The sequence below is a fragment of the Onishia taeanensis genome (genome assembly GCF_003268885.1).
Lineage (GTDB): Bacteria > Pseudomonadota > Gammaproteobacteria > Pseudomonadales > Halomonadaceae > Onishia > Onishia taeanensis_A.
The window spans coordinates 35,877-58,047 of the sequence record NZ_QLSX01000006.1 but is presented as its reverse complement, the minus strand read 5'-3'; the positions used below and the strand labels follow the sequence as shown (position 1 = coordinate 58,047).

The window sequence follows — 22,171 nt, the reverse complement described above, 5'->3', positions numbered from 1 at the left end:
GCCTGAATGCGTTGGACCCTGGATCAGTTGGAATGCCTGATTGCCGCCGCCGAGCAGGGCTCGTTTTCTGCCGCGGCGCGCCGGCTGAAGCGTGCCCAATCGGCGATCAGCACCGCCATCAGCCACCTGGAGGACGATCTGGGCTTCATGCTCTTCGACCGCCAGGGACGACTGCCGCAACTGACGGCGGCCGGCGAGGCAATGCTGCACGAGGCCCGAGCGGTGCTGAATCAATGCCAGCGACTGGATGCCAGGGCCCGGGCCATCGCCGAGGGCGAGGAGGCAAGCCTGGTCATGGCCATCGACGAAGCGCTGGTCGAAATGCCGCCGGTGGATACCACCCTCGAGGCGCTGGCCCATCGCTATCCGGCACTGCAGCTGACGCTACTCTACGGCGCCCAGGGCGACATCGCCGGTTGGGTCGAGGATCGCACCGCCGACATCGGTATTCTGCTCAGCCAGCAGGCCCGAGGCCCGCTATTGGAAGGACAGCGCATCGCTCACCTGAAGCAGTTACTGGTGGTGGCCCGGGATCATCCGCTGGCCAGGCTGCCGGCGCCCGACCTCACTGACCTGGCAAGCCATCGCCAGCTGGTGATTGCCTCGCGCACCGGTAGCGCAGGGGGGCAAGCCACCAGCGCGAGGTTCTGGCGTCTGAACAGCTTTTACTCGATGGCGGAGCTCGCCACCCGCGGGCTCGGTTGGGCACTGGTACCGCAGCATATCGCCAGCTACCCGCCTTTTCGCGATCACCTGACCACATTGACCGGTGAGGCGCTTGGGGTAGCGCCGCGCATCGAGGTGGAGATGATCGCCCGCCGCGACAGCGCCCAGGGCCCAGTCGCGCGCTGGCTTCGTCAATCGCTGGGGCAGGGGTTTCGCGGGCGCGAGGACCGCTGAGTCAGCGGCGGTTTCAGGGTGTGGGCAGCAGCTCGAGAGCCAGCGGAAGCTCGACCTGAAGCCGCCAGAGCGACTGGCCACTGGCGTGATACTTGCGCTCGAAAGGCGTCAGGAAGTCACCGTCCGGCTGATGAACCTCAGCCTGCACGACCTCGCCGGTGGCCTGCTCGATGGCCAGCGCGAACTCCTCGACATACAGGCGCCAGTTGGAGCGCAGCTCGAGTCGTCCGCCAAGTGCCAGAATGGCCGGAAACACCGGGTGGCCGTGCCAGCGCATCTTGAGATGGGCGGCTTTGGGGTAGGGGTTCGGGTAGAGCAAGTAGTGGCGCGCTGGCTGCCAGCCCGACGCCAGCGCCAACCGCCAGAAGTCCACCAGATCGGCCCGTACCAGCAGAGCGTTGTCCGCTAGCTCGCCATGATCCCGCGACAGGCGATCGGAACTGCGATCGACACCGATCACCACATGATCGGGGAACTGTTCGGCCAGTTGACGAGTCGAGAGTCCCACGCCACAGCCCGCATCGAGAATCAGCGGCCGAGGCCGTGCTGACAGCCATGCGTCGGCCTCGGCGAAGGCGCTGCGCGTGTGCTCGGCAATCGGCTTCTTGAGCGGATGGGCAAGAGCACGGGAAACGCGGCGGGCGAGTTCCTGATGGGGGCCAGGCTGATTGGTAACGATGGCTCGGGAATTGGCGTGCATGGGCGTCCGGTAGCCGGGTGAACGAAGGAACCCGGTATTCTAGCAGGGCCGGTCGACCAGGCGCAGATTCAAACATCCGTTCATGACAAGAAGATGAAAACCACCGCCTGCGTAGCCAAGGCCCGCATGACGGGGTAGCGGCCGCGGTGATATTATCAACCGTAAATGAAGGAAACATGAGCGCCCAGGCGCCATCAGCACAATGAGGTAAGCGGCTTGTCACAGTTACCGGTGATCGTCGGCATGGGGGGAGTGAATGCTGCCGGCAGAACCTCGGGCCATCAGGCGTTTCGGCGCACGGTCCTTTCGGCCCTCGACGCGGACACCCAGGCCAGCACCCTGACCGGCTTGGCGGCGATGATGCGTCTGGTGAATACCGACGGCATTACGCCCTGGCAGGATACCAGCGGGCAGTCACTGGACGCCGATCAGATCGTCGCCCGCTACCAGCAGCAGGTCCTCGACCATACCCTGATCCGTCGCATCGAGGACCCGGTGTTCGGTGCCGATGGGATCCCAGCCAATCGCCAGGCCCAGCTGTCCATCGAGGCACCGCTGGTATTCCACGTGCGTCGCCGCCAGCTTCCCGAGCAGTTGCCCGAGACCTGGCAGGTGCGCGAGCTGGATCGTCGTCACGTCGAGGTCACGGTGCCGCCGGGCCAGTTCAACGTCATGCTGCCCGAGCGCCGCAGCGCTCAGGTGCGTGCCGCCGGCCAGCTGCCCAGCGGCTTCGAGCCCAGCAGCCTGTATCGCAGCGTCCACCATCCCCGCGGCTTATCGATGGCGATTTTCGGCGCATCGGACTGCCTCGGCCAGAGTGGCCTCGACTGGGAGACACTGCGCGACCGCCTCGACCCGGATCAGATCGCCGTCTACGCCGGCAACTCCATCGGCCAGCTCGACGATGCCGGCTGGGGCGGCCTGCTGAAAAGCTATGCCTCGGGCAATCGCGCCACCTCCAAGCAGATGCCGCTGGGCTACGGCCAGATGCCGGCCGACTTCCTCAACGCCTATGTGCTGGGCAGCGTCGGCGCGACTGGCGCCGTCCAGGGCGCCTGCGCGACCTTCCTGTACAACTTGCGTCTGGGCATCGAGGAAATCAAAAGCGGTCGCCGTCGCGTGGTGATGGTCGGCACCGCCGATGCGCCGATTACGCCCGAGATCATCGAAGGCTTTCGCACCATGGGCGCGCTTGCCGACGATGACAGTCTCAAGGCGCTGGACGCCCTGAGCCTGCTCACCGATGCCGACTACCAGCGCGCTTGTCGCCCCTTCGCCCGTAACTGCGGCTTCACCATCGCCGAGGCCAGCCAGTTCGTGCTGCTGATGGACGACGGCCTGGCGCTGGAAACCGGCGCCCAGGTGCTTGGCAGCGTGCCGGGAGTCTTCACCAATGCCGACGGCTGGAAGCGCTCGATTTCCGCACCCGGCATCGGCAACTACATCACCCTTGGCAAGGCCGTCAGCCTGGCGCGCGACATGCTCGGCGAGAAATCGCTGCGCACGCGCACCTTCCTGCATGCCCACGGCACCAGCACGCCGAAAAACCGCACCACCGAGTCCCATGTCTTCCATCAGGTGGCTACTGCCAACGGCATCACCTCCTGGCCGGTAGTCGCCGTCAAGGCCTTCGTCGGTCATTCTCAAGGCAGCGCCGCCGGCGATCAGATGGCCAGCGCCCTCGGCAGCTTCGCCCACGGCTGGCTGCCGGGCATTCCGACACTTGATGCCGTGGCCGACGACGTTCACGCCGAGCGCCTGCGCTTCTTCGCCGAACCGCAGGCCTTCGAGGCCGATGCCGCCTTCATCAATGCCAAGGGCTTCGGCGGCAACAATGCGACAGGCCTGGTGCTGTCGCCCGCGGTCACCGAGCGGCTGATGGTCAAGCGCCACGGCCAGGCCGCGGTCGATGCCTGGAAGGATCGCCGCGCGGCCATCCTCGAGGCCTCCCAACGCTACGAGGCGGGCGCCGACCAGGGCCACTTCCAGGCCCTGTATCGCTTTGGCCAGGGCGTGCTGGAAGGTCCCGAGCTCTCAGTTGAAGCCGGCCAGATCGGCATCCCCGGCTATACTCAGCCGGTGTCACTGGCCGTCGACAACCCCTTCGGCTCTCTCGACGACGCCCACCGCGACAATGACCATTCGGACATCAACAAATAGGTAGGCGCGCTATGAACATCGTGGTCTATCCCGGCACCTTCGACCCCATCACCAACGGTCACTTTGACCTGATCGAGCGTGGCGCCAGGATGTTCGACAAGGTGATCATCGCCATCGCAGCCAGCCCCGGCAAACAGCCGGCGCTGGATCTGGACACCCGGGTGGCATTGACCCGGGAGGTGGTGTCCAAGCTGCCCAACGTCGAGGTCACCGGATTCTCAGGCCTGCTCACCGAGTTCCTGGCCCAGCACCAGGCGCGAATCATCCTGCGCGGGCTGCGCGCTGTCTCGGATTTCGAGTACGAACTGCAGTTGGCCAACATGAACCGCGCCATGGCGCCGGATGTGGAAAGCGTCTTCCTCACGCCGGCACTCGAGAACTCCTACATCTCCTCGACAATGGTGCGCGAGATCGCCAAGCTCGGCGGCGATGTCTCGAAACTCGTTCACCCCAGGGTCGTCGAAGCCCTGAATGCTCGTTATAATAACTGAGCGTTTTACTCGGATATTAGCCGGCCCACGCTCCTGACCGAGCAGCCCCTTTCCTGGAGTAACCTTTATGTCCCTGATGATCACCGACGAGTGCATCAACTGCGACGTCTGCGAACCCGAATGTCCCAACGGCGCTATCTCGCCGGGGGAAGAGATCTACGTCATCGACCCCAGCCTGTGCACCGAATGCGTCGGCCACTTCGATGAGCCTCAATGCCAGCAGGTCTGTCCGGTCGACTGCATCCCGCTGGACCCGGCGCGCAAGGAAACCCAAGAGCAGTTGATGGACAAGTACCACACCATCACCGCCGCCTGAGCTTGCCCGAATTTATCTGACTTTCCCAAACGCCCTGCAGGCCCCGCCCTGCGGGGCGTTTGCGTTGTGGCAATGTGCCAAGGGCAATGCCCGGGGCGATGCCAGGGGCGATGCCAGGCTTCGTCACTGGCTAGAATTCGTCGCGCCGCTTGCTGATACGACACCCCAGACAGCGCCGGAAGGTCGCCTCGGCGGGCGTCAGTATCAGCGTCTTGGCCGCTTCATCCACGTTGCCGCCCAGCGCCGAAAACGGCAGCGACACCAGAAACACCGCGGCTCCGCCCACGGTGGCCACCGCCAGCAGCGGCCGGGCCACCAGCGCATCCGCGACCATCGCCCCGCCACTTGGCTGTTGCTCCAGGCGAGGCTCTACCGCCTGCGCCGCCTCGCTCCCAAGGATAGGGCCCAGCAGGAGTGCCAGGGCCATCACTGCGGGCATCACACCGGGTATCGTCCTGATCTTGTGCATGCTGAGTCGCTCCTCGTATCAGCCAGCGTTGCGAATGATAGAACCACCCGCAGTGTAGTACGGTTGCCCGCCTGACTAGCGGTCGAGATGGCCTGCTAACCACCAAGGTATGCTGTCAGGACTGAGGCATGCCAGCACCTGGGGTATGCTGCCGACCCACTGGTTCGATCGAGGAAACGGTTTGTCCACTCAACGCACCGCTGCGCCGCGCATCTGGCCCCTGGCCTGGCCGATCATCCTCTCCAACATCACCGTCCCGCTGCTGGGGCTGGTCGATACCGCAGTGGTCGGTCACCTGCCGGACTCCCGCTATCTGGCGGCGGTGACGCTGGGCGCCGCCCTGTTCAGCTTCCTTTACTGGGGCTTTGGCTTCCTGCGCATGGGCACCACCGGCATGACCTCCCAGGCGGTTGGCCGGGAAGACGATACCGAGGTGCGCACCCTGCTCGGCCAGTCACTGGTGATGGCCGCGGTGATCGGCGCGGGGCTGATCCTGTTCTCGACACCACTGATCAAGCTGGGCCTGATGCTGCTCGACGGCAGCGCCCAGGCCACCGCACTCGCCCACGAGTACGCGGGCATTCGCATCCTCTCCGCGCCTGCGGTGCTGGCCAACTACGCGATCCTTGGCTGGTTTCTCGGCCAGCAGAATTCGCGGGTCACCCTGATCCTGATGGTGCTGACCAACAGTGTAAATATCGCGCTCGACCTGTGGTTCGTGGTGGGGCTAGGCATGACCAGCGACGGCGTGGCCTGGGCCACGGTGATCGCCGACTACACGGCGCTGATCGCGGGCCTGTGGCTGGTGAGGGGCCAGCTCGGCGCCCTGGGCGGGCAGCTCGATCGTGCGCGGCTGGTCGCCCTCAGCGCCTATCAAGCGCTGTTCGCGGTCAATGCCCAGCTGTTTCTGCGCACGCTGGGCCTTTTGTTCGCGATGGCCTTCTTTACCGCCCAGGGCGCCAGCCAAGGGGATACGGTGCTGGCGGCCAATGCGGTCCTTTTGCAGTTCATCATGCTCACCTCCTACGGCCTGGATGGCTTCGCCCATGCCGCCGAGGCGCTTACCGGGCGTGCCGTAGGAAGGGCGCGCTGGGACGAGTTCGCCGCCGCGGTACGCAGCGCCGGGCGCTTTTCGCTGGCCATCGCCGCCGCTGCCATGCTGGCGTTCGCGCTGGGCGGCGAGGCACTAATCGCGCTCCTCACCGACCTGCCCGAGGTGCGGGCCACGGCGGCCACTTACCTTCCCTGGATGGTGCTGATGCCGCTGCTCGCAGTATGGAGCTATCTGCTGGATGGCGTTTTCATCGGCGCCACCGCCACCCGAGAGATGCGCAACAGCATCTTCGTCGGCCTCGCCGTCTACCTGCCGCTATGGTGGCTCACCCAGCCGATGGGCAATCACGGGCTATGGCTTGCCTTCAGTACCTTCATGCTGGTGCGCTCGGCCACTCTGGGCGCCTATTACCTGCATTACCGTCGCTATGTCTGGATCGCCGGGGGCGACCATAGTCGATAGTCCCTTCGCCGCCTAATCCGCTACCGTGGTGCACCTAATTCGCTAACTCACTGACTACACCCACTAACTGACTTCACCCACTAACTGACTACACCCACTAACAAGAAGACCACGATCATGCTCAAGTTTCTCTCGCGGCCGGCCGTCAAGCTGGTCGAGCGCTACCTGCCGGATCCGTATATCTTCGTGCTGCTGCTGACGCTGGTTGCCGCCGTAGCGGCCATCGCGGTCGAACGTCAGACACCTTTGGACGTGCTGCGCTTCTGGGGCGACGGCTTCTGGAACCTGCTGACCTTCTCGATGCAGATGCTGCTGGTACTGATCACCGGCTTCATGCTCGCCAACACGCCGCCGGTCAAGCGCGTACTGTCAGGGCTCGCCGGCAAGGCCAAGAACGCCGGCAGCGCCATCGTGCTGGTGACCGTGGTCTCGCTGCTGGCCAGCTGGATCAACTGGGGCTTCGGCCTGGTGGTGGGGGCGCTGTTCGCCAAGGAGCTGGCTCGCCAGGTCCGCGTCGACTACCGCCTGCTGGTGGCCAGTGCCTATTCGGGCTTTCTGATCTGGCACGCAGGGCTTGCCGGCTCGATCCCGCTGACCATCGCCACCGAAGGCCACTTCAGCGTCGAGCAGATCGGCGTCATCCCCACCTCCGAGACTATCTTCTCCTGGTTCAATCTGGCGATCGTCGCCGTGCTGCTGGTCAGCGTGCCGCTGGTCAACCGCCTGATGCTGCCAAGCGAAGACGAGAGCGTTTACGTCGACCCGGCGCTGCTGGAGGAAGAGCAGGAAACCCGCGTGCGCATCACTCGCCCGGCCGAGCGCCTCGAGAACAGCCGCGCCCTGGCCTGGCTGGTCGGCATTCCCGGGCTGCTGTTCCTGCTTGACCACTTCGTGCTGCGCGGCGGCGGCCTCAACCTCAACGTGGTCAACTTCCTGTTCCTGTTCCTGGCCATCGTGCTGCATCGCACGCCGCGCCGGCTGCTCGCCAGCCTTCAGGAAGCCATCAAGGGCGGCGCTGGCATCGTCATCCAGTTCCCCTTCTATGCGGGCATCATGGCGATCATGGTGCAGTCAGGCCTGGCCCAGACCCTGTCGGAAGCCTTCGTCTCCTTCGCCAGTGCCGAGACGCTGCCCTTCTGGTCGTTCATCAGCGCCGGCGTGGTCAACCTGTTCGTGCCTTCCGGCGGCGGCCAGTGGGCGGTTCAGGCACCGGTAATGCTGCCGGCAGCGGCGGCGCTTGGTGCTGATGTGCCGCGCATCGCCATGGCAGTGGCCTGGGGCGACGCCTGGACCAACCTGCTGCAGCCCTTCTGGGCGCTGCCGGTGCTGGCCATCGCCGGCCTCAAGGCCAAGGACATCATGGGCTACTGCCTGATCCAGCTGTTCATCAGCGGCGCCATCATCGCGCTGGGCCTCACCTACCTGTAGGAGCCACATAGGATCGCCACTCGCTAGGGCCCGCCCACCCTTGCCAAGGCCAAGGGCCAGGCTCGGTCGCTAGGCGTGCCAAGGGTGACCTACCTGTGCACGGGGGCAACACGCTATGATGGGAGGCAGAATAAGCATTCTGCCTCCCATCCCCTGGAGCCCACAGTGAGTCACAACGACCTACCCCGCCAGCACGAACTCTCGATGACCGTGCTGATGACCCCCGACATGGCCAACTTCAGCGGCAAGGTGCATGGCGGCGCCATCCTCAAGAAGCTCGACGAGGTCGCCTACGCCTGTGCCAGCCGCTATTCCGGCCACTATGTGGTGACCCTGTCGGTGGATCAGGTGAAGTTTTCCCAGCCGATCCACGTCGGCGAGCTGGTCACCTTCCTGGCGTCGGTCAACCACGTCGGCCGCTCCTCGATGGAAGTCGGCATCAAGGTGGTCGCAGAATCGATTCAGGAACGCCTGATCCGCCATACCAATAGCTGCTACCTGACCATGGTGGCCGTCGATGGCGACGGCAAGCCGGCCGAGGTACCGCCGCTACCGCTGGAAACCCCGATCCAGCAGCTGCGCTTCGAGAAGGCCGCACTGCGCAAGAAGCTGCGCAAGCAGGCCGAGGAAGAGGCACGCCAAACCCAGGAAAGCTATTACGCCGAGCGTCAGGCGGCCCTGAATGCTTCTCGTACGTCCGCTACGTAACCAGGTTTCCGATCCACACAACCAAGCGGGGCAGGTCCATGGCCTGCCCCGCTTGGTTGTCGCTCACCATGACGATCTCGCTCGCCGTCAGCGTCATGGCTATCGCTATCGATGCGTGGCCTAGCTTTCGGCCGCGTCCTCGATCGCCTGGCCACCCTGCTGGATGTCCTCGCCGGCACCGCGCATGGTGTTACAGCCGGCCAGCAGCGACACGGAAAACAGGGTCAGGAACGTCAGGGCAATCAATCGTGTCATCGTGATGTCCTCATCGAGTGGCATGGGTAAATTCGCAAGCTATCGCTACTACATTAGCACTCTTTGCAGCGCACGCCCCATACGACCGTGCTAGCCCCAACAGCGCTAACCAATCACCAGGCGCACAATGATGGCCCCGATCATCGCAAGCGTCAGCCAGCGGACCCATAGCGCCCCGCGAGGGCCCATGTTGACCCGCACCGCAAGCCAGGCACCACTCATGCTACCCACCGCCAACAGCAGGCCATAGCTCCAGCGCACCTGGTCGTGATACAGGAACAGCGCCAGCGCCGGCAGGGTGTAAATCAAGATAATGAAGACTTTGAAGACGTTGACCTGGGTCAGGTCGATCTTCAGCAGCCGGTAGAGCACGACGATGAACAGCACCCCCACCCCGACCTGGATGAAGCCGCCGTATACGCCGATCGCGAACATCGCCAGGTAGACCAGCGGCGTCAGACGTTCGCGGGTCAGTGGCCGGGTCTCGAGCTGCGGCTGGGGCAGCAGCATCATCAGGGCACTGGCCGCCATCACCGTGATCAGCACCGCCTCGAAGAGCGCATCGCTGACCTGCAGCGCCAGCCAGACGCCGAGCAGCGAGCCTACCACCGCAGGTACCGCCAGGCGCAGGCTGAGCCCTACCTGACTGGCCCCGGCGCGGCGAAAGTTGCCCACCGCCGAAAGACTCTGGAAGACGATCGACACCCGATTGGTGCCATTGGCGACCTGCGGCGGCAGCCCCAGGAACATCAGCAGCGGCAGCGTCAGCATCGAGCCGCCCGCCGAGAGCACGTTGATGAAACCGGCCAAACCGCCAAGGGCAATCAGGGCCAGGGCATCGTAAAGGCTTGGGAATGCCGTCATGTCACCTCCGCTGTGACGATCGCAGTGTCGTTAGGGGCTGTCCTGATGACATGTCTTGAGGAAAGGCCGTTAGGAATTATCGTCCCGAAATCTGGGCAAATGATGACACGAATCGACAAAGGAGCGTATCGCACTCAGACGATGCCGGCACCACCAGACAAACCGGCAGCGGTGGTCTGACCGGCGTGCTGAAACGCGTGCGTGGCAAGAGTGCCGGAGCCAGCAAGGCGCGCAAAAGCTCCCGTATGCGCCTTGGCGTCATACGGGAGCTTTTGGAAGGGAGAAATGCGTTGGGGGAAATGGGGCGACCCCAGCGGGCCGCCCCTGCTAGGTGGCTATTCGGCCGTCGCCAGCAGGCTGGCGTTACCGCCCGCAGCGGTGGTGTCGATGCACAGGTGGCGCTCCACCACGTAGCGTTCCGGCGCGATGGTCTGCGTCTCGAGCGTTACGATGGGGCCTTCACGCTGGGCAAGCGCAAGGCGCAGCTCGCGGTTCCAGTCGCTGGCACCGGTGGCGGCCACGGCCGCGATGCCCTTGACCTTGCTCAGCGTCTCGGCCGCGATGCTGCCGTCGAGCGCAGCGACGGGCACGCCGGCCTCTTTAAGCGCCTGCACGGCCTGCGTCGCGCCGGGTACCACGATCACCGCCGGACAGCCCACGCCGAGCGCCTGAACCGCCTGAGCGATGGCGATATCGAGGGTCGGCCCGAGACACAGCACCGGGCCCTTCGCATACATCGCCAGCCGGTTGCTCTCGCCTGTCGGCCCCGGCAGCGTCTGCGGGGTCATGTCCAGGGAAGCGGTCTCGGAGAGCGCCTTGCGGATCACGCCCCCCTTGCCGGAGAGCACCTTGCGCAGCACTTCGACCCGGTCGGGTCGCGCCGCCCAGTTACGCGCATCCAGGCCGTCGAGGGCCGACTGCAGCGCCCCGAGAGATACGGCCTCGCCCTTGGGTGCCTCAAGGCGCTCGGCGGCGGCCGTGCGGCGGAAGCGGTTGACATAGAGCGGGCCGCCGGCCTTGGGCCCAGTACCCGAGAGGCCTTCGCCCCCGAAGGGCTGGGAGCCGACGATGGCGCCGATCTGGTTGCGGTTGACGTAGACGTTACCGACCCGGATGCGCCCGACGATCTGCTGCACGCGGTCGTCGATGCGGGTATGCAGACCAAAGGTCAGCCCGTATCCCCGGTCGTTGATCGCGTCGACCACCTTGTCGATATCCCGCGCCTTGAACGTGGCCACGTGCAGGATCGGGCCGAAGATTTCGCGTTCGAGATCCTCGATGCCACCGACTTCGACGACCGCCGGGCTGACGAAGGTGCCATCGTTCGGCACCGGCAGCTTCTTGAGTACCTTGCCGGCCTTTTCCTGCGCGTCCAGATAACCGCCGATCTCGGCCTTGGCGTCGGCGTCGATCACCGGCGAGACGTCGGTGTCGGTGTTCCACGGGTCGCCGATAACCAGCGCATCCATGGCACCATCGAGCATCGACAAGAGCCGCTCTCGCGCCTCTTCCTGAACATAGAGCATCCTGAGCGCCGAACACCGCTGGCCGGCCGACTGGAAGGATGAAATCAGGATGTCGCGCACCGCCTGCTCGGTCAGCGCCGTCGAGTCGACGATCATCGCATTCAGGCCGCCGGTCTCGGCGATCAGCACCGCATCCGGGCCCGCGTTCTGCACCAGCGCCTTGTGGATAATCTGTGCCACTTCGGTCGAACCGGTGAAGCAAACGCCAGCGATCCGCGAGTCACTGGTCAGCGGCCCGCCGACCGTCGGCCCATCGCCCGGCAGCAGCTGTAGCGCCGCCTCCGGCAGGCCGGCCTCGCGCATCAGTTCGACGGCACGGGCGGCAATCAGGGGCGTCTGCTCGGCGGGCTTGGCCAGCACCGCGTTGCCAGCCGCCAGCGCTGCGGCGATCTGGCCGGTGAAGATGGCCAGCGGAAAGTTCCACGGGCTGATGCAGACGAAAATGCCACGTGCCTTGCCGGGCTCTTCCGCCTCCAGCCGTTCGCAGTCATTGGCATAGTAGCGCAGGAAATCCACCGCCTCGCGTACCTCGGCGATGCCATCGAAGATCATCTTGCCGGCTTCGCGGGTCGTGATGACGGTCAGCTCGGCGAAGTGTTCCTCGTAGAGATCGGCGGTACGGCGCAGCACGGCGGCGCGCTCGGAGGCCGGCCGCTCTGACCAGTCGCGGAAGCCGTCCTCAGCGGCGTCGAGAGCAGACGCCACCTCGTCCGGGGTCGCTTCATGCACCTGGCCGACCACACGCGACGCGTCGGCGGGGGACAGCGCATCGCGGCCAGGCCCCTGCGGCGCTGGACTGCCGGCAAGCATCGGCGCGGCGGTCCAGGTGGTATCGGCGAACGCCTCACGGCCCGCAATCAGCGACTGAATCGAGGCAGGCTCGTTGATGCGGAAGCCGCGTGAATTCTTGCGCTCGGGCGCAAAGAGTTCACCGGGTTGGCGAATCGACGGGCTGGCGATGGTCTCGCCCAGGCCCTGCATTTCGGCAACGGGGTCATTTGACACCTCGCTGGCGGGAATCGAGTCATCCACCACCTGGTTGACGAACGAGGAGTTGGCCCCGTTCTCAAGCAGGCGGCGCACCAGGTAGGCCAGGAGATCACGGTGGGCGCCGACCGGCGCATAGAGGCGGCAATGCGTGCCTTCCGACTGCTTGACGATGTGGTGCAGCGACTCGCCCATGCCATGCAGGCGCTGGAATTCGTAGCTATCCTTGTCGTCACCCGCCATGGCGACGATGGCGGCACAGGTATGCGCGTTGTGGGTGGCAAACTGCGGATAGATGCGGTCACGACGATCGAGCAGCAACTGAGCACAGGCCATGTAGCTGACATCGGTGTTGACCTTGCGGGTGAAGACCGGGAAGGTGTCGACGCCCATCTCCTGCGCCAGCTTGATCTCGGTATCCCAGTAGGCGCCCTTCACCAGTCGCACCATGATCTTGCGGTCGTAGCGCTCAGCCATCTCGTAGAGTGCTTCGATCACCGGCGCGGCACGACGCCCGTAGGCCTGCACCACGACCCCGAAGCCGTTCCAATCCTTGAGGCTCGGGTCGGCCAACAGCTCCTCGATCACATCCAGCGACAGGTCCAGGCGGTCCTGTTCCTCGGCGTCGATGTTGAAGCCGATATTGGCCTTGGCCGCTTGCCTCACCAGTTCCTGGGCGCGGGGCAGGAGCTCGGCCATCACCGTTTCACGGTGGGTGTATTCATAGCGCGGATGCAACGCCGAGAGCTTCACCGAGATGCCCGGGCTTCCGCGCACATCGCCCTTGGCCCGCTTGGCAATGGCGGCGATCGCGTTGGCGTAGGCCTTGTGGTAGCGCACCGCATCCTCGTCGGTACGCGCCGCCTCGCCCAGCATGTCGTAGGAGTAGGTATAGCCCTGCTTCTCGAGCTCGCGGGCATTCTTCATGCCCTCCTCGATGGTCTGGCCCAGCACGAACTGACGGCCAAGAATCTTCATCGACTGACCGACCGCCGTGCGCACCACCGGCTCGCCCATCCGGCGGACCAGACCGCGCAGGGCCCGCACCGGCCCCTTGGGATCATTTTCCAGCACCTTGCCGGTCAGCATCAGCGCCCAGGTGGAGGCATTGACCATCGATGAAGAGGACTTGCCCAGGTGAGCGCCCCAGTCGGACGGCTCGATCTTGTCGTGGATCAGATCGTCGATCGTCTCCGCGTCGGGCACACGCAGCAGCGCCTCGGCCAGGCACATCAGGCCGACGCCTTCTTCTGTCGAAAGGCCGTATTCGGCGAGGAACGCCTCCATCATCGAGGGCGACGTTTCCTTGCGCACCCGTTCCACATAGGTGGCACCGACGGCAGCCACCTTGCGGCGATCATCCTCCGACAACTTGATACGTTCGACCAGCCCGCCCAGCACGGCAGCCTCGTCGGCCGCATAGTGGGCACGGATGCGCGAGCGCAACTCGCTCACGTTACCGTCCTGGGGCGTTGTCACTTCATTCATCGTCGTTCTCCCATATCAGCCGCTGCGCAACGTCGACACGACAGCTCGGTTGTTTTCGTTTTTCAAAAGACCGTTAACTAGCTTAGGCGTCCCGACTCAGGTTGCGCACGCCGTTTACGCCACAGAGTTGTGACCTGCTCTTATCAGGTTACGGCCTTATCCCGGGAGAACGCCAGTCAAGTCTATTCCACTCATCGCCGCGGTAAGCCGCTCATCCGGTAGATAGCCAGCTCCATGACCAGGGTTTCACCGGCGCCATGACAGGCCGCGGGCTGCTTGAGAGCCCCTGGCGCTCGGCCAGCGTCAGGCGGTGATATAAAGGCGCATGCAGGCATCGGGTGACGTCGCCATTCAGGGCCGCCAGGGCAGCACCTGGATCACTTGATCGACATCGAGATACATGACAATCTCCGGCCGCTTGCGCGTGAGCCCGTCCAAGGCGGCATTCCCCGCCGTTGATCGCGGATGACGAATTCCGCCACCTCCACTGAATCGAGAGAGCGATGAGCGACTTCACCCTGCACCCGCGGCTTGCCGCCGACACTCTGCCCATCACCGACCTGCCGCTGTGCCAGGTGCGACTGATGAATGACGCCCGCTACGCCTGGCTGGTGCTGGTGCCACGCCGCGGCGATATCCGCGAGGTCTACGAGCTGTCGGCGGATGATCAGGCCCAGCTATGGAAGGAAGCGACCGCGCTGGGCAAGGCGCTGATGGCCGCCCGGAAAGGGGACAAACTGAACCTGGCCACACTCGGCAACATGGTGCCTCAGCTGCATCTGCACTTGATCGTGCGCCACCAAGGCGATGATGCCTGGCCGGGGCCGGTGTGGGGACAAGGCAGCGCCCTTGCCTATGACCCCACGCAGGAAGCGGCGATGCGAGCGTGCCTCGAGAATTGTCTGAAGGAAAGCGGACTGAGCTGAGCCGCGACATCGGGTTCAGCCGCCGAAGGACGAAGCGGTTTCAGGCCTCGGGCCGTCAAGCAATGGTACGCCTCTCGTGTCCGTGCCGCTGGGGTCAAGGCCGCTGGTCAGCGGCATGGCCAACGGTAACAGGAACTGAATATCCGCAGGCCGCCGCGCCTGCAACTTAGCCAACAGCTCGGCCAGCAAGGCATCGAGACTCTCGGGCGCCAGCGGCTGGCGGCCGCGGTAGCCACTGACCGACAGCCGGGTCGCGCCCTCACCATTAGCCAAGGCATCCAGACGCAGCCGATAGCCCGGCCAGGTCGCCAGCATCGCATCCAGGCGGCCAAGGTCCAGATCGGCATGGCGAATCACGAAACCGCGCTCGATCAGCACTGCCAGCCCCTCGGCTAGCACCTGCCGGGGCGAAGCGGCCACCACCACGTCGCGGGCCTCGGGTGGCTCGGGATAGCTGGCACAGCCGGCAAACGCCGCCATCACCAGAATGGCGATCAGCCGCCACCAGGGCGCCACATAACGCCTTGATCCATGGCCTTTCACCCCTTGGTCAAGGCTCATGGCGTGCGCTCCTCTGGTCTGAAGTCTGGCGGCTGGAAACCTGAAGGCTGAAGATCTGACAGGCGGTCGATGGCCTCATGCAGCGCGCGGCAGAACTCGTCGCTGGCGACCACCCGGCCACTGCGCAAACGCCCGTCGGCCTCGACGACCTGAATATCCCGTGTGGTCTTGACCTGGGCGTCGCGGGCGAGCACGGAGACGCGCTCGACCTGGGTGGGGTCGTCACCGAAGCTGCGATTCAGATTGATCGCCATGCCGGCGCTATGATGCCCTCCTCCCAGCCCGAAGAAGCCCGATAGCCCGAACGGCAGCGGCTGGTACCCGGGCATTCCATAACCGGCCAGTATTCGACTGCGCTGGGCGGTGACCAGCCCAAGCCGGGCCTCGGATTCGACGATCACGAAATCATCCGCCTCGAGGGCGGCAATCACCCGTCGCAGGTAGTCGAACGACCCCGCCTCGGGGGCCGTCCACTGGCAGGCCGCGGCGGGCAAGTTCGCGTGATCGGGCAGCCGGGGCGGGCCGCTCGCACAGCCGGCAAGCAGCATTGCTGCCATCCCGACCGTTCCTATGCTTTTCAATACACCTAGCCAACGTTTCCCCACACCTTGTCGCTCCATGCTCCGCACCTGCTTCGCCTTGTCCGCTTCGCCGTCTTGCTCCTTACAGTGTATGTCGCCAGATGGATTGCGTAGACAGCGCCGGCGACTGCCCGTCAACGGCTGGAGGGTGGCCTTTTACGCAAGCGTCGAGGATGATCAGAGGATCGTTCCGCCACTGCGAGAGCCTCGATGAAGATCCTGATCGCGCCCGACAGCTACAAGGATGCCCTGCCCGCCCGCGACGCCGCCGAGGCCATGGCCCGGGGCATTCTCAAGGCCCTGCCCGATGCCGAGACCCACTGTTGCCCGATGGGCGACGGCGGCGAAGGCACTCTGGATGCCCTGCTCGCCGCCACCGGCGCCGAGCGCCACCTGACCCGGGTACAGGATGCCCTTGGGCGGCCGCGTGAAGCGGCCTGGGGCTATCAGGCCGAGCACTGCACCGCCTTCATCGAGCTGGCCGAAGCCAGTGGCCTACAGCACCTGGAACGCCAGGAGCGCAGCGCCCTGCACAGCACCACCTTTGGCGTTGGCGAGCTGATCCTCGCGGCACTCGATGCTGGCGCCGAGCGGCTGCTTCTGACCATCGGCGGCAGCGCCACCAACGACGCCGGCGCGGGCATGCTGGCCGCCCTCGGCGCGCGCCTGCTGGACGCGCAGGACCAGCCCCTTCCCCCTGGCGGGGCAGCACTCGCTGAACTCGCCACCCTGGATCTGGACGGCCTGGACCCTCGACTGGCCGGGCTTGCGGTCGAGACCGCGGTGGACGTCGACAACCCGCTGCTCGGTCCGCGCGGCGCCAGCGCCGTGTTCGGCCCCCAAAAAGGCGCCAGCGACGTCGACGTACAAACACTGGATGCGGCGCTTGGCCACTTCGCCGACCTCACCGCCCGCCAGCTCGGTGACGATCATCGTGAGCTGTCAGGCGCCGGCGCCGCCGGCGGCATGGGCTTCGCTGCCCGCGCCTTCCTCGGCGCCGAACTGCGCCCCGGCATCACCCTGGTGATGGAACAGGTGGGCTTCAACGCCCTGCTCGACAACGCCGACCTGGTGATCACCGGTGAAGGCCAGCTCGACGGCCAGAGCCTGGCCGGCAAGACCCCGGTCGGCATCGCACGTGCCGCCCGCGCCAAGGGCGTGCCGGTGGTCGCGTTGGTAGGACGGCTTGGCGACGGCTGGCAAGCCGCTCATGAAGAGGGCATCAGCGCCGCCTTCGCCCTGGCCGACGGCCCGATGACCCTCGATGAAGCCCTGGCACGCACGCCGACGCTGCTCGCCGACCGCGCCGGCAGCCTGGCGTGCCTGTTGGCGGCCTGGCCAACGCCTCGGGCCGGCAATAAATAAGGGCGCTCTTTAGACCGTGCTTTGAGAGTGCATGAGAGGACTCACCGGCGAGTACATCAGCAAGACCTTGAAAAAGGCCGCCGTCGCCGGCATCTCATAGGGCAGCACTATGGTGATGATGGCGAGATTTCGTTATCGCGATACAGCGCGACATCATACGATGAAGCCAGACAAACTCATTTGAGATCAAGGAGGTATCCATGACCGATACCAATGCCATCGGGCTACACGAGAGCAGCGCCAGCCAGCTTGCCGAGCGCCTCAACGCCCTGCTGGCCAACTATCAGATCTTCTACATGAACGTTCGTGGCTATCACTGGAACGTAAAGGGTAACCAGTTCTTCGAACTGCACACCAAGTTCGAGGAGTACTACACCGACCTGCTGCTCAAAGTTGATGAAGTCGCCGAGCGCATACTGACCCTGGGCCACACGCCGGTGCACGCCTACAGCGACTACGTGAAGATGTCGGACATCGCCGAAGACAAGGACATCCACGATGGCACGTCCTGCGTGCGCGGCATTCTGCAGGGCTATCAGTCGCTGATCGGCCTGCAGCGAGAGATTCTCTCGTTGGCCTCCGATGCCGATGATGAAGGCACCGCCGCCCAAGTGGGTGACTACATCCGCGAGCAGGAAAAGACCGTCTGGATGCTCAACGCCTACCTTGGCTGATCCCTGCCGCCAGAGAGTCACATCGCAAGGCTAAACACACGCCGCCCCTATCGGGCGGCGTTTTTGTATGTGCACAGCTTTGTGTAGGTGAAAATTGTAGGTACAAAGCATGGTCGGCGGGGAAGGTGGCCCCACTGGCTCGTAGAAGGTAGGAATTGTGAAGAGAGCAAGGAAGCCGGCCATAGATTAGGAAACGCTGTTCGACTCGTCGGCGGGCGCCGATATACTGCGACTCAGGGAACCCTGCAGATAACTTAAGGGGAGCGCAGTTCCCCCACCCAGGAGTCGACACCATGCGCCATCCTCTCTTACTGACACTGACCCTTATGCTTGGCTTGAGCCTTGTCACTCCAGCCATGGCCGATCGCGAGCACCGCGGTCATCACCACCAGGGCCATGACCACCGTGGCCACGGCGGACATGGCGATAGGCATCACCATCGGCAACGGCAACGGCATCACCATGACAAACACTATCAGGCGCGCCGGCATCACGACCGTACCCGCGTGATCGAGCGACGGGTGATCGTTCGCGAGGAGCGTCACCACTCGGGCGGTGTACCACTGGTCACGGTCGACGGCTACCCGCTGGTCACTCTGGGCGGTCACTGAGCCCCAGGCGACCCCTCCACGCTGCTGGCACACCCACTCTCGACCAGCACATCCATCTCGTCGCTCTGCGCGACGTCTACCAGACAGGGCTGGCCATGGCCGGCCCTGTCTCGGTGTCGCTCTCGGTTTCGGTCTCAAAACAAGGCGCCACACGTGCCGCCGCCTGATCATCGTTCCCCGGCGTGTCGCACAGACCCTATTATCCCTTGGGCGGCGCAAACAGCAGGCGCCAGCGACCCAGCGTCTGGCGCAGGCGGGATTCGACCTGGCGCCGACCGGGCAAGCCGAGGCGTCGAGCCAGCCAAGCTGAGTCTCGGCCCTGAAAGAGTACGGCGACCAGCATCCAGGCATCCTCGTCAGCAGCTTCCGCAACGCCTTTCTCATCGAGCAGATCCGCTGAGGGGCGCGCGACCGCATCGCCGTCCTGACGTCGCAGCGCGAGCCCGCGACGCACCAGGGCCTGAAGGGCCGGGCGTGCCAGCGCCGGCGCCCGGTGCCCCAGCGCCACGTCGTCGATGTCCCTGAGCATGGCAACATCCAGCTCGGCCACCGGCCCTTCGGCCAGCAAGTCTGCCGCCAGGGCCGGGTCGAAATCCTTGAGCTCGAAGGCCAACAGGCTCGGCAGCAGCGCCTGGAAACTCGCGGCGAGACCAGAGAGCAGCTCATCGCCACGGGCGCTGGTGGCCCGAGCGACCATCAGCGCGTGCTCGCCGCTGGACGCCTCGCGAGTCAGGCCCAGGCGCACCGCACGAAAGCCGCTTTGCTGCCAGAAGGCCATCAGCCCCGCCTCGGCGCCGAAGCTGGCACCGAACAGATCGATATCCTCCTCGCTTGCCTTGGCAAGCTCAGCAGCCAGCAGCGCCCGGCCATGGCCGAGACGCCGAGCGCGGGGGTCCACGGCGATGCGCATCACGCGCCGAACCCGTGAGGTCAGCGCGCCTCGGCTGCCGGCGTGAGCCGCCAGGGATTGCGCCAGCAGGTGACCGCGAGGACGCCGTTCGCCGCGGGCCACCTGCTCGGCCAGATCAGGCGCAAAGCCGCCTTCGTCCACGGTCAGGGCCACGGCCCTAGTGTGCGGCTCACCCAGGCACACCACCCGGCCGCCGGGGCCGTCGAGCAGCCGGCGCAGGTCACTTGGCTGGGTGCGGTAATGGGCCTGGACCAGCAGGCCGAATAGCGCTCTGAGTCGCGACTCGTCAGCCGCCAGAGCGTCCCGGGAGCACTCGATGATCGACGATTCACCTGTTGCTCTCGAGCTGGCGTCAGGCTCGGCCTTGTCATCTGCCTCGTCAGGCTCGGCGTTGAGCATCAGCAGCCTGTCGGTGAGCCGCTCCAGGGGATCATCCGCGGCCCAACGGATCGGTGTCGCCAGATGCAGGCCCTGCCAGCCAGGGGTCTGGCGATCCAGATGCTCACGAAAACGCAGCGCGAAACCGCGGCCCGAGCCCTCGTAGCCGTGGACGGTGGTGGCGAAGGCGATGCGCGGGAAGGCGGCCAGCATCCGCGAAAGCAGCGGCGCGGGAATCGCCGCCGCCTCGTCGACCAGCAGCAGCGCGCCGGCCCCGCCCTGCTCGCCGGCCAGGGCCAATTCCACCAGGGCGTCCGGGGCGATAAAGCGCACGCAGGGCGAGTCCGCTGCCTCGTGTGCCGCCTCAAGTGCAAAGACGTTGGCCTGCCGCCGCCCACTGGGGCAGAGCACCGCCAGGCGCTCGAAGAGCGCCTCCACCGCCGCCGGGCGCGGCGCGGTGATCAGAACCTGTGTTTCACCACCGGCGAGCAGCCGGGCACAGGCGATGCCCAGCGCCGCACTCTTGCCCCGGCCCCGGTCGGCGGTGAGCACCAGTGGGCGCCGGCGCTTCAGCCGCATGAGACGCTCAACCGCTCTCGCCTGATCCGCGGTGGCGCAGTCGGCATCCTCTGGCGCCGCCTCGCTGGCATCACCGGTCGACGCATCCGTCCCTTTCTCCGTTGCTATCGCCGTTTCCATCGCCTGAGCCAGCGGCTCAGCAAGCTGCAGGCGGCCATCAGGCGGCCAGATCGCAATCTCCTGCGAGGCCGACAGTAGCCGGGCAAGGCGCGCCAGGTAGCGCGAACTCAGCTCCTCGGCCTGATAGGGATGCTCGGCGAGGCGGGCATAGTCGCCATCCGGCCGGGCGCCCCAGTCAGGCGGTGTCAGCAGCACCAATAAGCCGCCTGCACGCAGGGTGCCGGAGACCGCGCCGAAGGCCTCGGGGTCGAAGCCGGCCTGGGCAGAGACGGCATCGATCACCGCCAGGTCGTGCTCGCCGCCCAGCCGAGTGCGCGCCTTGGCGGCAGGCAGTGGGTCGATGCCTGCCGCCTCGAGGCTCGCCTGGGGCGCTCCCAGCCACAAGGGCTCGGCCCAGCCGAGGGACTGCCAAAGCGAGATGGCGCGGGAGACGGCAAGGGCCTGAGGCGCGGCTATCCACAGGAGGCCACGGTGGCGCCGAGCCGCGAGGTGGCCAAGCAGGGTCAAGAGCGTCTCACGGCTTGGCGGGTCGATAAGCGTCATGGGTTCAGTGGTGTCGAGCGGGATGGTCATGGCGCACAGCATGCGACAAGCGCCATCGCGGGGCCAGCCCTGGATGTGCGCCATGCCACTGTCTGGCCCTGGCCGTCATGATCAACGCGAACAGCGCCTCGGCGAGCGGCGCACCGCTGTTGCGCCGGGCACTGGCCACCACCGGCGTGGCGCTGGCCATCGGTGTGATCGGCTGGGCCTGGTGGCTGCTGTTCTGGGGCTGGTAGTGCGTCATCGCTGAGCGGTGATTAAGGCTAGACGATAGCGGCCGCTGTTCGGTCACCGCCGCCGAACGCCGGCACTACCAACAGCCAGCACTCAAGCAACGGCAACTCGAGACATCAGTTCAAGAAAGCAGTTCGAGAAAGCAACGGCCGGACCTGGCATGCCAGGTCCGGCCGTCTGTTCATAGGGGAGGTTGTGGAAAGCAATTGGGAAGAGGTTGAACAGTGGCCGGGGCGGCACTCAGGTATCCGACAGGCGCAGCACCTGGCCAGTAATGGCTCGCCCGGCGCCACCCGCCAGAAAGCGGGTGCAGTCGGCAACGGAGGCGCTCGAGGCGCCCCTCGGGCATAGCAGGTTGACGCGAATCGCCGGCCCTCCGCCATCGGCGAGGCGGCGCACCAGCGCCCCCAGGGCCTCACGCACCATGCTGGCCGCCTGGCTGTCGCCATCCGGTGCTACGGCGACCAGCCGACCGCCCCCACGGCTCTGCATCCAGGCCCTGGCGACCTGCAAAAGTCCCGAGGGGCCGACCACCTGCTCGTCGAGCTTGCGGGCCAGCGGCTCGCCGGGAGGCAGTGTGCGCGGGGCACAGACCAGCACATCGAGTCGCCCCAGCCGCCCCAGCAGCTCATCGAGGGCGCCCTCCCCGGCCACCAGGCCGAAGCGGTCGGCCTGCTCGCCACCCAGGCCGTCCAGCACCGACTCGAGGCTCGCCGCATCCGGCGTCAGCAGTGCCACAGTGGCGCCTTCCTCGAGGAAGACCCTCGCCAGGGCCTCGAGCATCTCGTCGGCGCCGGCGATCAGTACCCGCTTGCGCATGCAGTGTTCCTCAAAACCGCCCTCACGTCGCCCTCACACCCGCCCCACGCTCACCTGTGGGC

General features: G+C 65.7%; 21 protein-coding genes. 12 read left to right on the top strand and 9 right to left on the bottom strand.

Annotated features, from left to right (window positions below):
- Positions 1 to 6 precede the first annotated feature (6 nt).
- Positions 7 to 900, top strand: coding sequence for a LysR family transcriptional regulator (locus BCL93_RS09415; RefSeq protein ID WP_112055030.1), 894 nt, complete (start codon positions 7 to 9; stop codon positions 898 to 900).
- Between the two features lie 13 nt (positions 901 to 913).
- Here BCL93_RS09415 and trmB read toward each other — a convergent pair whose 3' ends face one another.
- Complete coding sequence (gene trmB, locus BCL93_RS09410) at positions 914 to 1,600, bottom strand: tRNA (guanine(46)-N(7))-methyltransferase TrmB (RefSeq protein ID WP_112055029.1); 687 nt, start codon at positions 1,598 to 1,600, stop codon at positions 914 to 916.
- 243 nt (positions 1,601 to 1,843) lie between these two features.
- Here trmB and BCL93_RS09405 point away from each other — a divergent pair, with 243 nt between their 5' ends.
- The 3 genes from BCL93_RS09405 to BCL93_RS09395 all read left to right on the top strand — a co-directional run bounded on the left by BCL93_RS09405 (position 1,844) and on the right by BCL93_RS09395 (position 4,567).
- Positions 1,844 to 3,760 carry a beta-ketoacyl synthase gene (locus BCL93_RS09405; protein ID WP_112055183.1) on the top strand — a complete coding sequence of 639 codons (1,917 nt, stop codon included), beginning with the start codon at positions 1,844 to 1,846 and terminating at the stop codon, positions 3,758 to 3,760.
- An 11-nt stretch (positions 3,761 to 3,771) separates the two neighbouring features.
- Complete coding sequence (gene coaD / locus BCL93_RS09400) at positions 3,772 to 4,251, top strand: pantetheine-phosphate adenylyltransferase (RefSeq protein WP_112055028.1); 480 nt, start codon at positions 3,772 to 3,774, stop codon at positions 4,249 to 4,251.
- Between the two features lie 67 nt (positions 4,252 to 4,318).
- Positions 4,319 to 4,567, top strand: a complete 249-nt coding sequence (locus BCL93_RS09395) for a YfhL family 4Fe-4S dicluster ferredoxin (RefSeq protein ID WP_112055027.1) — start codon at positions 4,319 to 4,321, stop codon at positions 4,565 to 4,567.
- A 130-nt stretch (positions 4,568 to 4,697) separates the two neighbouring features.
- Here the strand turns inward: BCL93_RS09395 and BCL93_RS09390 are convergent, their stop codons facing one another.
- On the bottom strand, positions 4,698 to 5,036 hold the full coding sequence (locus BCL93_RS09390) for a hypothetical protein (RefSeq protein ID WP_258396269.1): 339 nt from the start codon (positions 5,034 to 5,036) through the stop codon (positions 4,698 to 4,700).
- A 181-nt stretch (positions 5,037 to 5,217) separates the two neighbouring features.
- On the opposite strand from BCL93_RS09390, the gene BCL93_RS09385 reads away from it, so the two are divergent.
- From BCL93_RS09385 to BCL93_RS09375, 3 genes are all read left to right on the top strand, one after another.
- On the top strand, positions 5,218 to 6,552 hold the full coding sequence (locus BCL93_RS09385; protein WP_258396268.1) for an MATE family efflux transporter: 1,335 nt from the start codon (positions 5,218 to 5,220) through the stop codon (positions 6,550 to 6,552).
- 117 nt (positions 6,553 to 6,669) lie between these two features.
- Positions 6,670 to 7,980 carry a short-chain fatty acid transporter gene (locus tag BCL93_RS09380; protein ID WP_112055025.1) on the top strand — a complete coding sequence of 437 codons (1,311 nt, stop codon included), beginning with the start codon at positions 6,670 to 6,672 and terminating at the stop codon, positions 7,978 to 7,980.
- 204 nt (positions 7,981 to 8,184) lie between these two features.
- Positions 8,185 to 8,688 (top strand): acyl-CoA thioesterase, encoded by a 504-nt coding sequence (locus tag BCL93_RS09375; RefSeq protein WP_112055024.1) that lies wholly within the window; start codon positions 8,185 to 8,187, stop codon positions 8,686 to 8,688.
- Between the two features lie 120 nt (positions 8,689 to 8,808).
- Here the strand turns inward: BCL93_RS09375 and BCL93_RS09370 are convergent, their stop codons facing one another.
- The 3 genes from BCL93_RS09370 to putA form a co-directional block, all read right to left on the bottom strand.
- The gene (locus BCL93_RS09370) at positions 8,809 to 8,943 is read right to left on the bottom strand and encodes an entericidin A/B family lipoprotein (RefSeq protein WP_112055023.1); all 135 of its coding nucleotides are present in this window, start codon (positions 8,941 to 8,943) and stop codon (positions 8,809 to 8,811) included.
- A gap of 105 nt (positions 8,944 to 9,048) precedes the next feature.
- Entirely contained in the window at positions 9,049 to 9,807 is a 759-nt protein-coding gene (locus tag BCL93_RS09365; protein ID WP_112055022.1) for a sulfite exporter TauE/SafE family protein, read from the bottom strand.
- Between the two features lie 335 nt (positions 9,808 to 10,142).
- Positions 10,143 to 13,808: a bifunctional proline dehydrogenase/L-glutamate gamma-semialdehyde dehydrogenase PutA gene (putA, locus tag BCL93_RS09360; RefSeq protein ID WP_112055021.1), complete on the bottom strand. Its 3,666-nt coding sequence runs from the start codon at positions 13,806 to 13,808 to the stop codon at positions 10,143 to 10,145.
- 503 nt (positions 13,809 to 14,311) lie between these two features.
- Between putA and BCL93_RS09355 the strand changes: the two genes are divergently transcribed.
- Positions 14,312 to 14,734: an HIT domain-containing protein gene (locus BCL93_RS09355; protein WP_112055020.1), complete on the top strand. Its 423-nt coding sequence runs from the start codon at positions 14,312 to 14,314 to the stop codon at positions 14,732 to 14,734.
- Between the two features lie 15 nt (positions 14,735 to 14,749).
- Here BCL93_RS09355 and BCL93_RS09350 read toward each other — a convergent pair whose 3' ends face one another.
- Together BCL93_RS09350 and BCL93_RS09345 are read right to left on the bottom strand one after the other, a co-directional pair.
- On the bottom strand, positions 14,750 to 15,295 hold the full coding sequence (locus BCL93_RS09350) for a hypothetical protein (RefSeq protein ID WP_112055019.1): 546 nt from the start codon (positions 15,293 to 15,295) through the stop codon (positions 14,750 to 14,752).
- Positions 15,292 to 15,852, bottom strand: a complete 561-nt coding sequence (locus tag BCL93_RS09345; RefSeq protein WP_146742481.1) for a hypothetical protein — start codon at positions 15,850 to 15,852, stop codon at positions 15,292 to 15,294. Before BCL93_RS09345 ends, BCL93_RS09350 begins: the two co-directional genes overlap by 4 nt.
- 234 nt (positions 15,853 to 16,086) lie before the next feature.
- On the opposite strand from BCL93_RS09345, the gene BCL93_RS09340 reads away from it, so the two are divergent.
- The 3 genes from BCL93_RS09340 to BCL93_RS17110 all read left to right on the top strand — a co-directional run bounded on the left by BCL93_RS09340 (position 16,087) and on the right by BCL93_RS17110 (position 18,526).
- Positions 16,087 to 17,241, top strand: coding sequence for a glycerate kinase (locus tag BCL93_RS09340; RefSeq protein WP_112055017.1), 1,155 nt, complete (start codon positions 16,087 to 16,089; stop codon positions 17,239 to 17,241).
- A gap of 200 nt (positions 17,242 to 17,441) precedes the next feature.
- Positions 17,442 to 17,915: a Dps family protein gene (locus tag BCL93_RS09335; RefSeq protein WP_112055016.1), complete on the top strand. Its 474-nt coding sequence runs from the start codon at positions 17,442 to 17,444 to the stop codon at positions 17,913 to 17,915.
- Positions 17,916 to 18,208: 293 nt separating this feature from the next.
- Entirely contained in the window at positions 18,209 to 18,526 is a 318-nt protein-coding gene (locus BCL93_RS17110) for a hypothetical protein (protein WP_146742480.1), read from the top strand.
- 199 nt (positions 18,527 to 18,725) lie between these two features.
- Here the strand turns inward: BCL93_RS17110 and BCL93_RS09325 are convergent, their stop codons facing one another.
- Positions 18,726 to 21,140: a tRNA(Met) cytidine acetyltransferase TmcA gene (locus BCL93_RS09325; protein WP_258396264.1), complete on the bottom strand. Its 2,415-nt coding sequence runs from the start codon at positions 21,138 to 21,140 to the stop codon at positions 18,726 to 18,728.
- 23 nt (positions 21,141 to 21,163) lie between these two features.
- Here BCL93_RS09325 and BCL93_RS17470 point away from each other — a divergent pair, with 23 nt between their 5' ends.
- Positions 21,164 to 21,292, top strand: coding sequence for a hypothetical protein (locus BCL93_RS17470; protein WP_258396261.1), 129 nt, complete (start codon positions 21,164 to 21,166; stop codon positions 21,290 to 21,292).
- A gap of 238 nt (positions 21,293 to 21,530) precedes the next feature.
- Here BCL93_RS17470 and BCL93_RS09320 read toward each other — a convergent pair whose 3' ends face one another.
- Entirely contained in the window at positions 21,531 to 22,109 is a 579-nt protein-coding gene (locus BCL93_RS09320; RefSeq protein WP_112055014.1) for a Rossmann fold domain-containing protein, read from the bottom strand.
- Between the last annotated feature and the right edge of the window lie 62 nt (positions 22,110 to 22,171).